Source organism: Paraburkholderia sp. BCC1885, from assembly GCF_900996235.1.
GTDB lineage: Bacteria > Pseudomonadota > Gammaproteobacteria > Burkholderiales > Burkholderiaceae > Paraburkholderia.
Genome location: NZ_CAAJGM010000011.1, coordinates 183982 through 199425, shown reverse-complemented (window position 1 = coordinate 199425; position 15444 = coordinate 183982). Strand labels below are relative to the sequence as shown.

Below are 15444 nucleotides of genomic sequence, written 5' to 3'. Positions count from 1 at the left end.
TTGCCGCTTCAAACTTCGTCGCGCTCATACGTCGCCACAAGATAATCCATCAGCACTCTCACTCGCTTCGGCACCCGCCGGCCGGCCGGATAAACCAGGTGAATCGGCACTCGTGCGGGCTGCAGTTCCGGCAACAGCACCTGTACCTCGCCCGAGCGGATCTCTGCCGCGAGCAGCCAGAACGGCGCCTGCGCGATACCGAGCCCGCACAACACCGCTGCACGCACGTGCTCCGCGTCACCCGTCATCAGCGAGCCGTGCGGAACATAGGAAACCGTCTCCCGCCCGGTTCTAAGCGACCACGGATAACGCTCGCGGCCTTTCGCAAACACGATGCAGCTATGCCGGTCCAGATCGGCAAGGCGCTGCGGCGCGCCTTTTGTGGCGAGATATTCAGGACTCGCCACCAGCACGAAATCCGTCTCGGACAACTTCTTCGCCGTAAGCGACGAATCGACCAGCCGTCCGTGCCGGATCGCCAGATCGACGCCGTCGCCCACCAGGTCGACCTGCCGCTCCGAGACCGACAACTCGATCGCGACCTCGGGATACTGTCGAAAGAACTCGGGCAGTAGCGGCGTAATGCAAAGCCGGCCGTGCGCGGGCGCGGTATTGATCCTGACCACGCCGCGTGGCGACTGCTGGCGCGCTCCCACGGAAGATTCGAGGGCGTCGACGTCGTCCACGAGCTGCTTGGCCGACTCGTAAAAGGTTTGTCCCGCCTCGGTGATCACCACCTGCCGCGAGGTGCGCAAAACGAGTTGCGCGCCGAGATGCCTCTCCAGCGCGCCGATCTGCTTGCTGACGGCGGGCTGCCCGATGCCTTCCTCGCGTCCCACCGCAGAAAAGCTGCCGCATTCGACGAGGCGTACAAACAGGCGAATCGCATCCAGTCGGTCCATATCACGTACCTGCATCAATTCCGAAGTGGAATGGATGGTATGTCGTAAAGCAGCGTTTCGACAATAGATGAATTTGCTTATGTTATGGGCTGTGCCATCCACTACACCCTGGAAAAAGGATCTGAGCGATGAAAGCGATTTGCGTCACACCCTCCCGCGAACTGGAAGTGCGCGATATTCCCATGCCGGCCGAAGCCGCGCCGGGCCATGTGCTGATCGACATGGAGGCCTCGGCGATCAACCATGGCGACAAGACGTTCCTGAGAATGCCGAACGCAGCCGGCAATCCGTTTGCCCTTGGCCAGCATGACGTGTGGGGCGCGTCGGGCGCGGGACGGGTGGTGGCGGTGGGCGCGGGTGTCTCGGCGCACTATGCGGGTAAGCAGGTGGCGGTCTACCGTTCCTTGAGCAGAAGCCCGCAGAGTATCGGGCTGTGGTGCGAGCGGGCTCAGGTGCCTTATACGGCATGCCTGATATTGCCGGACCAGGTGCATGCTAAGGACTACTGCGGTTCACTAGTCAACGTCATGACGGCCTATGCTTTTCTTGAAGAGATCGGCGAAGCCGGCCACCGGGGCGTGATCATCACGGCAGGGAATTCGGCGACCGGATATGCAATGGCCGCGCTCGCGCGCAGCCGTAAGCTGCCGGCGATTTTTATCGTGCGCACCGATGCCGCGCGCGAGTCGCTCATCAGATCAGGGGCGCAGTACGTGCTCGTATCGACCCGCGAAGGCTTTACCGACGCGCTCGGCAAGTTGTCCGCGGAGCTGGGTACGACTGCGGTCTTCGACGGCGTCGGCGGCGATCTGGCCGGGAAAATAGCCCCTTGCCTGCCGATGAATTCGACGCTCTACTTCTACGGTTTTCTCGACGGCGCCACGCCGGTCGCCATTCCGACCGTGCTCTTCATGATGAAGAATCTGATCATGCGGCGTTTCAGCAATTTCGAAAGCAGGACGGTGAAGGAGCCCGCGAAGCTCGTCGCGGCGTTGACCGCGCTCGAAAGTCTGATCGACGATCCGCTGTTCACGACGAAAATCGGCAAGACGTTCAGTTACGATCAGATCGACCAGGCCATGGCTTATGAGTCGCGCGAGGGAGCCAAGGCAGTCCTGGTTGCGTAGGGAATGGCATGCGGCGTCTTCCGCCACCGCCTTCGCTTCTTGATAGACTTGCGACCTTGGAAAAATCGCGGGGAAACGGGTGAGCCTCGAGGAATACTACAGGCGGCTGGACCTGCCGGAAACGGCATCGCAAGCGGACGTCAAACGTGCTTACCGGCGTCTGCGGGCGAAATACCATCCGGACCGCAACAAGGGCCGTGAGGTTAGCGTCGAACCGGTTTTCAAGCGCATTCAGGAAGCCTTCGAAATCCTGACCGGCAAGCGCAAAGCGCCGCTGGTCACGGCGTCCGCTTCAACTGCGGGCAGCGAGCGCTATCCGGACACCGCCGCGCGCGAGCCGCGCAGCGGTCCGCCGATGCGCGGCGCCAACTGCCTCGTCGAACTTTTCGTGCCGCTCGAAGCCGCCATTCACGGCGGGGAGGTCGAGGTGAGTTACGCGGTGAACGGGCCGTGCCGGCAATGCCAGCAGCGCGGTTCGGAGTGCGCGCCATGCTACGGGAGCGGCCAGTCGGTGTCGGGCAGGCGTTGCAGCGCCTGTGGCGGAACCGGCCGGCCGCCGGCCACGGATCAATGCTCCATGTGTCGCGGCAGCGGAATCGGCACGTATCGTAAGTCGGAAGCCGTCAAGGTGCCAGCAGGGGCATGGGACGGGCAGCGGCTGGTTGTCGAAGGCGGCGGCCATCCCGGTGCGAATGGCGGCCCCTGGGGCGACGCGATTTTTTCAGTGGTGATTGTGTGCGGCGCGGACTTTCATCGCGACGGGTTGAATCTCGCCTGCGAGATTCAAGTCGATTTCGTGACGGCGACGCTCGGCGGCAGTATCGAAGTGCCGATTTTGGGGCAGCCGTTGCAGATCGCGATTGCGCCGAACGCCCACGCGGGCAGCACGATCCGTCTTCCCAAGCGCGGTCTCGCGGATCGCAACGGCATGCGCGGCGACCTCACATTGCAACTGGTGCTGACGATGCCGGCGGCGGCCTCCTATCTGAGCGACGACGAACGGCAACGCCTGCGCGAGATGTTTGCCGACGCCGAGCGTCGCGCCATGCACGTTGCCGCACCACGTTAGCGCGACAGCGCCGCGCGCTTTACGTCCTGCGACCCGCTTTCTTTTTCTGGTCGTAAATCAGTGCGCCGGTTTCGACCGGAATGAACGGCGCCTGAAAATGGTTGATCAGAAAGTCGATAAAGGCCCGCGCGCGGGCGGTCTGGTTGCGCTGGCTGGGGTAGTAGACGAACAGATCCGCCGACGGCAGCACGATATTCGGCAAAACCAGTTTGAGCCGGCCGCTTTGCACGTATTTCGCCAGATCCCACTCCGAGCGGATCAGGATGCCGTGGCCATCGAGCGCCCAGCGCAGCACGATGTCGCCATCGTTGCTGGACAGCGCGCCTTTCACCTTCAGCGCTTCGGCGTGATCGCCTTGCATATAACGCCACACGCCATAGGCATCGTCGTTTTGACGGTGGATGATGCAGCGGTGCCGCACCAGATCTTCCACGCGCTCCGGCGTGCCGAAGCGTTCCAGATACTTCGGCGAGGCGCACAGAAAGCGCCGGTTGCTCATGATGCGTCGCGCGCTCAGCCGGCTGTCGGGCAGCGTGCCGAAGCGGATCGCCATGTCGAAGGCTTCTTCGACCAGATCGATGGGACGGTCGGTCACTTCGAACTGGATCTCCACGTTGGGAAAGCGCTTGGCGAATTCGGATACGAGCGGCGCGATGGTCGTGCGCCCAAAGCCGAGGGTCGCGTTGACGCGCAGCAGGCCGTGCGGATCGGAGCGGGCGCCGGAGATTTCGTCTTCCATTTGCCGCACCTGGCCGACGATCTGCGTCGCATAGCGCAGATAGGTCTCGCCTTCCGGCGTCAGACTGACACTGCGGGTAGTGCGATTGACGAGGCGCGCCCCCAGTTTTTGTTCGATCAACCCGAGCCGCCGGGTAGTGGCCGGCGGCGTGAGATCGAGCGCGCGCGCCGCGCCGGACAGGCTTTTGAGCCGGGCGAGCAGGATGAAGAATTCGAAGTCCGAGGTCGAGTCGCTGGACACTTCAGTTATTCACTAAAAGTAAAAGATGAAATGAATATAAGTGAATTCTAACCGCCCGGTTCGCCGATAAGCTAGTTTCCTTTGCAGCCGGACGCCGGCATGCACGCACGGCGTGCTCCATGCGCCCCGCGTGCCGTGCGTGCATTATCAGGTACTCAATAGTCAGGAGACGCCGTCATGAGAATCGTTGAAATCCGCGAACAGACCGTTCCGATCAGCTCGCCCATCCGCAATGCCTATATCGACTTCAGCAAGATGACGCTGAGTCTCGTCGCCGTGGTGACGGACGTGATTCGCGACGGCAAGCCGGTGGTCGGTTATGGCTTCAATTCGAACGGCCGTTATGGCCAGGGCAAGCTGATGCGCGAGCGCTTCATTCCGCGCATTCTCGAAGCTGACCCCGCCACCCTCGTCAACGGTGCAGGCGACAACCTCGATCCGCACAAGATCTGGGCCACCATGTTCACCAACGAAAAGCCGGGCGGCCACGGCGAGCGGTCGGTGGCGATCGGCACCATCGACATGGCGATCTGGGACGCCGTGGCGAAGATCGAAGGCAAGCCGCTGTTCCAGTTGCTGGCCGACCGTTACGGCAATGGCCAGCCGGACCGCAAGATTTTCGTCTATGCGGCGGGCGGTTATTACTATCCGGGCCAGGACCACGGCAAGCTGAAAGACGAAATGCGCAGCTATATCGACCGCGGTTATACGGTCGTGAAGAAGAAGATTGGCGGCGCTTCGCTCGACGAAGATCTGCGCCGCATCGATTCGATTCTGAGCGTGCTGGGCGACGGACAGAAGCTCGCTGTCGACGCCAACGGCCGCTTCGATCTCGACACCGCTATTCAATACGCCAAGGCTTTGTCGCAATACGATCTGTTCTGGTATGAAGAGCCGGGCGACCCGCTCGACTTCGAATTGCAGGCCACCCTGCGCAACTATTACGACAAGCCGATGGCGACCGGCGAAGACCTGTTCTCGATGCAGGACGCGCGCAACCTGATCCGTTACGGCGGCATGCGTGCGGACCGCGACTGGTTGCAGTTCGATTGCGCCTTAAGCTATGGCCTTGTCGAATATCTGCGCACGCTCGAGATGCTGCATCAGCATGGCTGGTCGGCAAGCCGCTGCATTCCGCATGGCGGCCACCAGATGTCGCTGAATATCGCGGCAGGGTTGGGTCTCGGCGGCAACGAGTCCTATCCGGACCTGTTCCAGCCGTATGGCGGCTTCCCGGATGGCGTGAAGGTGGAAAACGGTTTCATCACGATGCCCGATCTGCCCGGCATCGGCTTTGAAGGTAAGGCCGACCTTTACGCCGAGATGAAAAAGCTCTCGGCGTAAGCGGTGAAAGCGCGCAGGTGCTTTCAAACGCCACGGCGAACTGACATAAGCCAGGCGTAGTGTTCATAACAATAGATGAAAGCAATGCAGGCGAAACAGGAACGGGCTCGCCACGGCGGCCCGGCCTGATTTTCATTAGAAGATGCCACGCATAGGAGACAGTCATGCGGGTTTCAAGGATCGGAAAAACACTTTCCAGGCTTTATGTCCAGGTGTTGATCGGCATTGTGGCCGGTGTGTTCGTCGGGCATTTTTATCCTGACGTCGGCTCCCAACTCAAGCCGCTCGGCGACCTGTTCATCAAACTGATCCGGATGCTGCTGGCGCCGATCATCTTCGCCTCCGTCGTGGTGGGCATCGCCCGCATGAGCGATCTGCATGAGGCGGGGCGGGTGGGCGTCAAGGCAATCGTTTACTTCGAAATTGCTTCGTCGATTGCGCTCGCGGTAGGCCTCGTCATCGTCGACGTAATCCGGCCGGGCAGCGGCATGAACATCGACGCCGCGCATATCGACAGTTCAGGCATCGCCTCGTACACGCACGCGGCGCAGCAGCACGGCATGCTCGATTTCTTTATGAGCATCGTGCCCAACAGCATTGTCGGCGCGTTCGCGAATGGCGACATGCTGCCCATCATCTTCTTTTCGGTGCTGCTCGCGGTGGCGTTTGCCAAGCTGGGGCCGCGCACCGCGCCGTTCGTCGATATGCTGGACATGCTGCTGCAAGGCATGTTCGGCGTCGTGCGAATCGTCATGTATGTCGCGCCCATCGGCGCGTTCGGCGGCATGGCCTTCACCATCGCAAGGTACGGCATCGGCACGCTGGCATCGTTCGGACAACTGATGTTGTGTCTTTACCTGACGTCGGTGTTCTTCGTGGTGGTGGTGCTGGGTCTCGTGATGCGCATGAGCGGGCTGTCGCTGTGGAAGTATCTCCGCTATATCAAGGACGAAATCTTCATTACGCTCGGTACGGCGTCGACCGAAGCCGTGCTGCCGCAGATGCTGATCAAGATGGAAAAGCTCGGCTGCTCGCGGCCGGTGGTGGGGATGGTGCTGCCTACGGGCTATACCTTCAACGCCGACGGCACCGCGATCTATCTGACCATGGCTTCGATGTTCGTGGCGCAGGCGCTGAATATCCCGCTGACGATCTGGGATCAGCTGCTGCTGCTCGGCGTGATGCTGCTGACCTCCAAAGGGTCGGCGGGCGTGGCGGGAGCGGGATTTGTGGCGCTGGCCGCGACCTTGTCTTCCATGCACAAGATTCCCGTGTCCGGCCTCGTGCTACTGCTGGGCGTGGACCGCTTTCTCAACGAGGCGCGTGCCGTGACGAACCTGATTGGCAATGGCGTGGCGACCATCGTGGTGGCGCGTTGGGAAGGCGCGCTCGATATGAATCAGGCCCGCGCGATGCTCGACCGCAACTCCGATACGAGCCTCGATACGTTGCAAGCCATCGACGACACGCCAACCGGGCGGACCGCCGCAACCGATACACTGGCGACACCGCATACGCATTGATCAGCATGCCTGACGGTGTAACAAAACGGACATGACACACATCATGTCCGTTTTTTTCGGGCTCGCCTGGTTTCTTAGTTCGAATTCGAGCCCAGCAGGATCATGCTGTGGAGCCTGGAAAGCGCCTGCTGCCAGCCGCCGCTGTTTTGCTCGGCTTCGTCATCGGCCAGGAAAGGTTTCAGCAAGCTAAGCAGATCTTGCGAGCTGGACGTATTGTCCGGCGTGGTGGTATTCGACATCAGCACACCCCGCACGTATTCGGAAACCGTGGTGGTTTTGCTCGACGACTGGCTGAGCGACGCGCTCAGCAGTTTGCCTTCTTCCGTGGCGAGGCTGACCGTGCTGCTTTCTGCATCGTCGACCTGGTCGTAGTCGTAGGTCTGCGACGACGTCGCCGGGGTGAGATCCACCGGGCCGCCCGAGAGCGACGTGTGGAACGAGGCCTTCAGTAGCGATTGCTGGGTTTGCGTGATCGAGCCTGCCTCCGCATCGCCCTGCAGTTGCGTGCTTTGCGAAACCTGGTAGGAGAAGCTGTCCGTTTGATCCGGCAGTAACGGATTGGACGACACGGTGGTGTCGGTAATCGAGGCGGTGAAATCGGGCAGGCCCGTCAGCATGGACTGGTCTGCCTGGGCGAGCCACGGCGCGTATGCCGTACCCGGAAGCTGTTGGGTCGACGCACCATCGGTGCTGTTCAGTTGCGTGAACGCGTCCTTGAACAGCGACATCAATGCGGTGTTGCCGTGGCCCTCGGCGTCGGCGCTATCGAACTGCTTCAGATAGCTGGCGACGGCCTGATTCTGTTGCGCGGTCGAACCGAGGATGGCGGAATCGCTGCCCGTATCCAGCGAGAGGTTGATCGTGCCGGCCGAGTCCGTCAGGTTCACGCTTTTCGTCTTGCTGTTGAGCGCGACGTTAGCCGAGATATTGTTCGATCCTTCGCCCGTCACACTGACCTGCAGATTCACCGACGACAACACCGACGGATCGTACTGCATCAAACCGCTCAGATTGAGCGACGGCGGCGTGCCGCTCAGACCGTCGATAGCCTGCTGGAAGCCGGTGGCGAGCTTGGCGAGCGCGCTGCGTTCGGTGCCGCTCAGGCTGCCGCTGCTGTTCACGCTCACCGACAGCGTGCCGTCTTCGCTGTCCAGCTCGATATCCACGCTCTTGCCGCTCGCCGTCTGCACGGTCAGCTTGATTTCGCCTTGCGCCCCTTGCGCGCCGAGTCCGTTTGCGGGCATGCCGCCAGGCGTCGTGGCCGATACCGACTGCGAGAAATTGCTGCCGGTGGTGTTAAAGCGATCGAGCAGGGCGCTTCCGAGACCGTAGAACTGCCCGGACATGGTGCCGGACATATAGTCGCCCGCCATCACCTGAGAGACCGCGTCGGTGTTACTGCCGGCCCAGCTGATGACAGGCGCCGCGCCCGCTAATGTGCCTTCCGGCGTGTAGACGAGCGGCGCTTCGCCGAGCGGCGACGGAATCGTGACAATGGTCGAGCCGATGACGGCATCGGCCGAGGTGGCGGCGCTCGCAGCCAGGCTGTTCGCCGTGCTCGCCGAAGGCGTCAGCGCTGAAAGAAGACCTGCGTTCAATGACGATATGGTGGTCATGGTGCGGTGCGTTTATTTTTTCGGTGGTCGATGCGGTCGTCTGGCGGACGGGCGGCCTATCAGCCGGTATATCGTCAGGAAACTGAAAATCTTTAGGCTTGAAGCGATCTTTGCCGGGACACGCCAGGCGGAGCAGACGCGGGGCCGCTATTTAGGCCGCGGAATGTGGGACGTGGATGCAACGGGAGGCGGTAAGGTAAAGTAGCCGGATAAAACCAGCAGAGCCAATAAACCGGGGGCATCGTGTTGCCAGACTTTTGCAGAAAAGCGCTTCTTTATGCGTGTGTCCTGTTCGCAGGCTGTGCCTCGCCTTTAAGCGCGGTCCATGCGCAATCCGCCACGCAATTCCATAACGAGCAGGAGGCGCGGCAGCATTGCCCGAAAGACACCGTCGTATGGGTCAATACCAAAACCGGCGTGTATCACTTCAAAGGCCAGCGTTGGTATGCCAATACGAACGAGGGCGCCTATGAATGCCGTAAAGAGGCAGATGGCGAAGGGGATCGCGCGACACGCAATGGGCAATAGGCGTATAAGCTACGCGCCGTTGCGCATGCCGCGAAGACGCGGGTTATGCCCGTAGACTGCTCACGACAAGACGAAAACATTCAAAATGCATGACTTCCCCGACAATCTGGGTCTCACGACGGATCTATTGCTGCACATGGAAACGGGCGTGGTCGAATCGCGCGATGACTATATCGTCGTTCGCACGCCCGACGCCCCCGACTACTTTTTCGGTAATGTGCTCGTGCTGCAACAGCGCCCCGCGCAAAGCGATCTGAAGCGGCTTGAGCGCGATTTTGCGCGGCTAATCGGCACGCCGCCGCGAATCGCGCATCGGACCTTTACCTGGCCGGAAGCGGCGGACAGCGTAATTGACCTCGACGCTTTCGTCGAACGAGGCTATGGCGCAACGGTGTACCGTGTGCTGACGGCTCACCCCGACGAGATATCGGCGGTTGCGACCAACCCCCTGGTCGAAGTGCGTCCCTTTTCCACGCAGCAGGATTGGGACACCTGGTCCCAGATGCAACTCGCGGATATGTCAAATCCGCAGGACCCCACCTCGCAGCGCTACATGGCCTATCAGCAAACGGCTCACCGTCAGTTGATCGACCGTGGCCTGGGAAACTGGTGGGGCGCTTTCATCGGCGGCGAACAGGTGGGAAGTCTTGGCCTGTTCTTTCTTGATGGCATTGGGCGCTTTCAGTCGGTGGTGACTGCGCAGACGCATCGAAACCAGAAGGTCTGCAGGACTCTGGTGAGCGAAGTGATCAAACTGAACGCGCGGCGTTCGGACCGGCTCGTCATGGTGGCAGATGAAACCTATCACGCCGGTGCGATATACGAGGCGTTAGGATTCCGGCGGCAAGGACGCTTTGCGAGCTTATGTTATGAGCCGCGCACCTCAGCGGCGAGCTGATTGCGGTCCGAGCGATTTTTGCCAGGTATCGCGGACGAACGGCGTGCGCGGTGAGCATCATGAAATTCCGCAACGGCAAGGTGGTGCGCGAGACGCAGTATTTTGCGGATCCCTTTGAGGCGCCGGACTGGCGCGGCGAGTGGGTGCAAATGATCGCGTGACCGCAACGCCTGCTACTTCCCCGCAGCCAGCTTGTCTTGCGTGCGTGTCTCGAAGTCGGCCGCATCATGCCGTTCATGCAATTGATCCGACAGTTCGCCAAAGACGCGGTTCACCTTGCGGCCACGCTTCACCGCCGGCCGTTCGCCGATCAGATTGGCCCAGCGCTGCACGTGCTGATACTCCTGAACGGACAAAAATTCCGCCGACTCGTACAGCCAGCCCTTGACGAGGCCGCCGTACCACGGCCAGATGGCCATATCGGCAATCGTGTATTCGCTGCCGGCAATGTATTCGTTGGCGGCGAGCTGCTTGTCGAGGACGTCGAGCTGGCGTTTGACTTCCATCGCAAAGCGGTTGATCGCATATTCGATTTTGCTCGGCGCATACGCATAAAAATGGCCGAAGCCGCCGCCGAGATAGGGGGCGCTGCCCATCTGCCAGAACAGCCATGAGAGGCATTCGGCGCGCGCGCTCGCCTCGGTAGGCAAAAAGGCGCCGAATTTCTCGGCAAGGTATTGCAGAATCGCGCCGGACTCGAACACGCGGATCGGCTTGGGTCCGCTGCGGTCGAGCAAAGCGGGAATCTTGGAGTTCGGATTCACGCCCACGAAGCCGCTGCCGAACTGCTCGCCATCGCCGATCCGGATCAGCCACGCGTCGTATTCCGCGCCGCTGTGGCCGAGCGCCAGCAATTCTTCGAGCATCACCGTGACTTTTACGCCGTTGGGCGTGGCGAGCGAATAGAGTTGCAGTGGATGCGCGCCGACCGGCAATTCCTTGTCGTGCGTCGCGCCAGAAATGGGGCGGTTGATGTTGGCGAACCGGCCGCCGCTCTCCTTGTCCCAGGTCCAGACCTTCGGCGGCAGGTAATCGTCAGTGCTCATGCTTCACGCTCCTTGCGTCCTTGCATCGTGAGAATAGGTGGTTCGATGCGAGAGTAACAAATTGACGAAGAACGTGCAGGGCAGAGGTCTGGGCGAGCCGTTAGCCGAGGTGAGGCTCGAAGCCATAAAGCCGCTCCGGATTGGCCACGAAGATGGCCTGTCGCAGCGCCTCGTCGTCGACCCATGTGTCGAACTGGTCGACGAGGTCGGTGTCGTCGGGCATCGGCACGGCAATCGAGGGATGCGGCCAGTCGGTCCCCCACACGAGCTGGTGCGGATTTGCTTCGATCAGGGCATCGATGAACGGCCGCGTGTCTTCGTAAGGCGTGTGTGCAAGAGCAGTGCTGCGATAGGTGCCGGACAGCTTCACCCACGCGAGGCCTTCGCGCACCAGCGCGAGCAGATTCTGAAAGCCCGCATCGGCCGGTCCTTTTTGTGCCGGCACATGACCGAGGTGGTCGAATACCACCGGCACGCGCAAACGTTCGACGAGGCGCGGCAGGGCGTCGATGGTCGAGACGTCCGCGAGAAACTGCAAATGCCAGCCGAATTCGCGGATGCGCTGCGCGAGCGCGTCGGCGGTTTCCATTGCGAGCCCGGCGCCGAACAGCAGATTCAGGCGCACGCCGCGCGCACCGAGACGATGGTATTCGGCGAGTTCGGCCGCGGTGACGGTGGGTTCGACCACCAGCACCGCGCGCATCGGCAGACGGCTATCGGCGACGGCCTGCAGGCTGCGGCGATTATCCATGCCGTAGGGGCTCGGCTGAATGATGACCGCGCGGCCAATGCCGAAGGTCTCGGCAAGCTGTTCATAGTCGGCCAGCGTGGCGTCAGGCGGCGTATAGCTGCGGCCCGGCGCATACGGCCATTCGCTGGCCGGTCCGAACACATGAAAATGACAATCGACCGCACCGGCCGGCAGGAGGCGCCTGGGCGTGCGTGAGAGCGGCCGCGCCGGGTCGCACACGGGGATGGTCACCGGGGTGGTCACGATCGAAACCTCCATTCCATTGCGCCGGGAAAAACCGGCATTGGTGATGCGCCGCCGCCAGCACGGCGCCCATTCAATCATCTGCCGGAGCGCTTACGGATTTGCCGTTACCGATACCTTCGTCAGCTTGAATAGATCCGCCGGTGCCTGGCAGTGCTGACAGTTAACACCCGGCACATCGGGCGCTTCCTTGACGACATTGGCCGGCAGCGGCTGGATGGTCGCGCCCGGCGTCGGCGTGCCATGCAGCGCCGAATTCAGCGACAACTCAGGCGTCAGAACCGGATCGAACACTTCGGTATTGAACGAATCGGGCACCTTGGTCGACGGGAAGGCGTTGCAGCCGTTCACAAAGGTATCGCCGGTACACACCTTGACCTTGGCGGCCGGAACCCACGGCAACGGATACTCGATGTTGTGCACGGTCACCTTGCGTTTGCCGGTCAGCTCTTCCATCATCAGCTTGAACGCGTAGCCGGACACATTGATCGGGTCTCCTGAAGAAATTCCATCGAGCCCGCGCTGCCGCAGATCCGCGTTGGCGAGCGCGAGGCGAAAGCCGTTGGTGTTCTCGCCCGTCACCGGAACGAGTTTCTTCTGGCCGCTCGCGAGCATCGCCGCGACGATGCCGTCCTCGCCGTTTTCGCCGAAGATCGCATCGACGTCCGGGTGAGCGGCGAGCGCCTTGGCGGTTTCCTGCTGCGTGGTCTGGCTGTTCCACATGCCATAGTACTCGGCGACGATCTTGATGTTCGGATACTTCTTGAACACGCTCATCGCGCCATCGTAGTTCATCTTGTCGACGGAATTGCCCGCCACGCCACGGTCGATGAACACGTTGCCTTTGCCATTCAGCTTGTTGGCGATCCATTGCGCGGTGTTCGGCGCGAAACCCGCCGTGATGTAGCTGACCGTGCGCGCACAAGGCTCGGTTACCGTGCCGCTATACGTGTAGACCAGCACGTGCTTTTCGCACGCCTCGTGAATCGCGCGATTCAGGCCGGTGGCGGAGATCGGAAACGTGATGATCGCGTCGGCGCCCGCCGAGACCATGCTCTGATACGCCGCCGCCTGCGCCTGCACGTCGGTGCCGGAGATGACCGTTTTCAGATCGACGAGCCTGTCATACGGCGGCGTGGCGGCGAGCGCCTTGATCAGATTCGAGGTTTCGGTCTGGTAGCCGTTGCCGCTGTAACTCATGCTCAGATAGACCTTGAATTTCTTCGGCGGCGTCTGGGCCTGGGCCGGCACGGTCGAGCCGGCCAGCATGGCAAGGGTGGCGAGCGCATAGGCGCAGCGCTGGAAGGTTTTGCGGAACATCGTGTTTCCTCCGTATGGCGTCCGGGTGGTCCGGTCTCTAAGGTTGTTTTCTGCTGCTGGAACTACTGCGCCTGATGAGAAGCGCGAGGTCGTCGCGCAACAGCACCAGGGCCACAAAAATCACGGCGCCGCAAATGATCGTGCGCCAGCCTTCCGCGATGCCGAGCGAGGAGACGATGGTCGACAGCGTGGTCAGCAAAATGGCGCCGGCCGCCGCGCCGAGATAAATGCCGCGGCCGCCGACGATCGAAGTGCCGCCGATCACCACCGCCGCCACCGACGGCAACAGGTAGCTCTGCCCCAGCGTCAGCGTCACGCCACGCACATATCCGAGCATGAGGATGCCGGCGAGGCCCGCGCTCGCGCCGCTGATCGCATAGGTGGCAATCGTCAGGCGATGCACGGGGAGACCCGCCACGAAGGCCGCGGTCGGATTGGTGCCGAGCGCATAGACCTTGCGGCCGAAGCTCGTGCGCATCTGCAGGAAACAGCAGGCGGCGGTGCCCAGCGCCATCAGATACAAAACCGGCACGCCGAGCGGTGTGCCGGCGAACAGCGCGGAGAGCGCCGCGGAGGGCTGGCCGGAGGGCGTACCCTGGGTAAAGCCGAGCGTGACGCCATACAGGATCACGCCCATCGCCAGCGTCATGATGAACGGCGGAATCTTGACGAGGCTCACGCCGATGCCGCTGCATGCGCCGAGCGCGGCCGTTATCGCGAGAATCGCCGGCACGCCCCACACGACGTTCGAATCCGGGCCGCCGATCCACTTGAAGGCGAGCACGCCGCCGAGCGTCATCATCGACGCGACGCTCAGGTCGAGGCCGCCGAGCAGAATCACCATCTGCTGGCCGAAGGCGACCACCATCAGGAAGCTGGAGATCACGAGGATCGCCTTCATCTGCGCGAGGCTGCCGAAGTTGGGACCGAGCACGCGCGAGGCGGCGATCAGCGCGAACGAAATTACAAACAGGGCAATCGCGGTGCGGATGTCGCGGTCGAGCCGGGCAAACAGGCCGTGTGCGGCGTCGCCGCTACGCGTATCGGCGGGGCGGCCGTTGGTCAAGGGTGCCTGAGTCATGCGTGGGCCTCCCCGCGGTTGCTGATGCGGGCGAAGAACACCGCGACGACGACCGCCGCGATCATGACGACGCCCTGAAAAATGCCGGTGTAAAACGACGACACGCCGGTGGAAAACAACACCTTTTGCAGCAGCGTCAGCGTCAGTGCGCCGAGCATCGATCCGGCCACGCCGCCACGGCCGCCCGCAAACGAGGTTCCGCCGAGCGCGATCGCCGCGAACACCAGCAGCAGGTAGGGCTCGCCCGCGTTGGGCGTGCCGGTCGAAGTGAGGGCGGTCAGCATGAAGCCGGCGAGGCCGTAGCAGACCCCGGCCAGAATGTAGGCCAGCAGCTTCACGCGTTGCACCGGCACGCCGGCCAGCACGGCGGCGGTTTCATCGGCGCCGGTGGCGTAGACGCCCACGCCCCAGTCGGTGCGCCGCAGCGCGCGCCACAGCGCATACACGCAGCCGGCAATCACCAGCGCAACCGGCACGAGCTTGCCGATGCGATCGGTCATCGTATAGGTCATGAAATCGGAGACGTTGCCGCCGGGCGCGTCGAGAATCAGCAGCGTGACGCCCGAGCAGACGATCATGGTGGCGAGCGTGAGGGCGATCGACTGCAGCTTCCAGTACGCGACCAGATAGCCGTTGATGGCGCCGACCAGCGCACCGGCGGCCACCGCGATCGCCGCGCCTTCGAGGGCACCCCACGGACCGTCGCCGCCATGCACGGCAACCAGCACATTGGTCAGCGAGACGACGCCTGCCACCGAGAGGTCGAAGCCGCGCGTCAGCACGACCAGCGTGCCGCCGGCCGCGGCCAGCGCGAGCGGCAGACTGTTGTTGAGAATGTCGGTGATGACGCCGGCACTGAGCGCGTCGGCCTGGGTCGCGGCGAAGATCACCGTGAGCACGACGAGGATCGCCACGATGATGGTAGTGCCGTCACCGAGCACGCGCCGATACCACGCGTCGGGGCGTAGCGGGGTGGCAGGGGTGGTGGATTCGGAAGTGGGAACGATCGTGTTCATG

At 62.3% G+C, this 15444-nt stretch carries 14 protein-coding genes and 1 pseudogene; 7 read left to right on the top strand and 8 right to left on the bottom strand.

Features of this window, described 5'->3' with window-relative positions; genetic code table 11:
• Positions 1 to 8: 8 nt before the first annotated feature.
• The gene (locus FQ755_RS01030; protein WP_144150253.1) at positions 9 to 902 is read right to left on the bottom strand and encodes a LysR family transcriptional regulator; all 894 of its coding nucleotides are present in this window, start codon (positions 900 to 902) and stop codon (positions 9 to 11) included.
• Between the two features lie 128 nt (positions 903 to 1030).
• Between FQ755_RS01030 and FQ755_RS01025 the strand changes: the two genes are divergently transcribed.
• Together FQ755_RS01025 and FQ755_RS01020 are read left to right on the top strand one after the other, a co-directional pair.
• Positions 1031 to 2029, top strand: coding sequence for an alcohol dehydrogenase catalytic domain-containing protein (locus tag FQ755_RS01025; protein WP_144150252.1), 999 nt, complete (start codon positions 1031 to 1033; stop codon positions 2027 to 2029).
• Between the two features lie 79 nt (positions 2030 to 2108).
• Entirely contained in the window at positions 2109 to 3098 is a 990-nt protein-coding gene (locus tag FQ755_RS01020; RefSeq protein ID WP_144150251.1) for a DnaJ C-terminal domain-containing protein, read from the top strand.
• Between the two features lie 19 nt (positions 3099 to 3117).
• On the opposite strand, the gene FQ755_RS01015 is transcribed toward FQ755_RS01020, so the two are convergent.
• Entirely contained in the window at positions 3118 to 4077 is a 960-nt protein-coding gene (locus FQ755_RS01015; RefSeq protein WP_144150250.1) for a LysR family transcriptional regulator, read from the bottom strand.
• A gap of 177 nt (positions 4078 to 4254) precedes the next feature.
• Between FQ755_RS01015 and FQ755_RS01010 the strand changes: the two genes are divergently transcribed.
• Together FQ755_RS01010 and dctA are read left to right on the top strand one after the other, a co-directional pair.
• The gene (locus FQ755_RS01010) at positions 4255 to 5421 is read left to right on the top strand and encodes a mandelate racemase/muconate lactonizing enzyme family protein (RefSeq protein ID WP_144150249.1); all 1167 of its coding nucleotides are present in this window, start codon (positions 4255 to 4257) and stop codon (positions 5419 to 5421) included.
• A 164-nt stretch (positions 5422 to 5585) separates the two neighbouring features.
• Positions 5586 to 6944, top strand: coding sequence for a C4-dicarboxylate transporter DctA (dctA, locus tag FQ755_RS01005; protein ID WP_144150248.1), 1359 nt, complete (start codon positions 5586 to 5588; stop codon positions 6942 to 6944).
• 74 nt (positions 6945 to 7018) lie between these two features.
• On the opposite strand, the gene FQ755_RS01000 is transcribed toward dctA, so the two are convergent.
• Entirely contained in the window at positions 7019 to 8560 is a 1542-nt protein-coding gene (locus tag FQ755_RS01000) for a hypothetical protein (RefSeq protein WP_260858230.1), read from the bottom strand.
• A gap of 243 nt (positions 8561 to 8803) precedes the next feature.
• Between FQ755_RS01000 and FQ755_RS00995 the strand changes: the two genes are divergently transcribed.
• The 3 genes and pseudogenes from FQ755_RS00995 to FQ755_RS00985 all read left to right on the top strand — a co-directional run.
• Complete coding sequence (locus FQ755_RS00995; protein ID WP_144150247.1) at positions 8804 to 9088, top strand: hypothetical protein; 285 nt, start codon at positions 8804 to 8806, stop codon at positions 9086 to 9088.
• Between the two features lie 85 nt (positions 9089 to 9173).
• The gene (locus tag FQ755_RS00990) at positions 9174 to 9986 is read left to right on the top strand and encodes a GNAT family N-acetyltransferase (protein WP_144150246.1); all 813 of its coding nucleotides are present in this window, start codon (positions 9174 to 9176) and stop codon (positions 9984 to 9986) included.
• A gap of 26 nt (positions 9987 to 10012) precedes the next feature.
• Positions 10013 to 10147, top strand: a pseudogene (locus FQ755_RS00985) (nuclear transport factor 2 family protein); the annotation flags it as partial.
• Positions 10148 to 10159: 12 nt separating this feature from the next.
• Here the strand turns inward: FQ755_RS00985 and yghU are convergent.
• The 5 genes from yghU to FQ755_RS00960 all read right to left on the bottom strand — a co-directional run bounded on the left by yghU (position 10160) and on the right by FQ755_RS00960 (position 15443).
• Positions 10160 to 11032, bottom strand: coding sequence for a glutathione-dependent disulfide-bond oxidoreductase (yghU, locus tag FQ755_RS00980; protein ID WP_144150245.1), 873 nt, complete (start codon positions 11030 to 11032; stop codon positions 10160 to 10162).
• 100 nt (positions 11033 to 11132) lie between these two features.
• Complete coding sequence (locus tag FQ755_RS00975) at positions 11133 to 12026, bottom strand: amidohydrolase family protein (protein ID WP_260858229.1); 894 nt, start codon at positions 12024 to 12026, stop codon at positions 11133 to 11135.
• 93 nt (positions 12027 to 12119) lie between these two features.
• Positions 12120 to 13346 carry a sugar ABC transporter substrate-binding protein gene (locus FQ755_RS00970; protein WP_144150243.1) on the bottom strand — a complete coding sequence of 409 codons (1227 nt, stop codon included), beginning with the start codon at positions 13344 to 13346 and terminating at the stop codon, positions 12120 to 12122.
• A gap of 37 nt (positions 13347 to 13383) precedes the next feature.
• A complete protein-coding gene (locus FQ755_RS00965; RefSeq protein WP_144150242.1) occupies positions 13384 to 14427 on the bottom strand; it encodes an ABC transporter permease in 1044 nt (347 codons plus the stop codon).
• Complete coding sequence (locus FQ755_RS00960) at positions 14424 to 15443, bottom strand: ABC transporter permease (protein WP_144150241.1); 1020 nt, start codon at positions 15441 to 15443, stop codon at positions 14424 to 14426. Before FQ755_RS00960 ends, FQ755_RS00965 begins: the two co-directional genes overlap by 4 nt.
• Position 15444 lies beyond the last annotated feature (1 nt).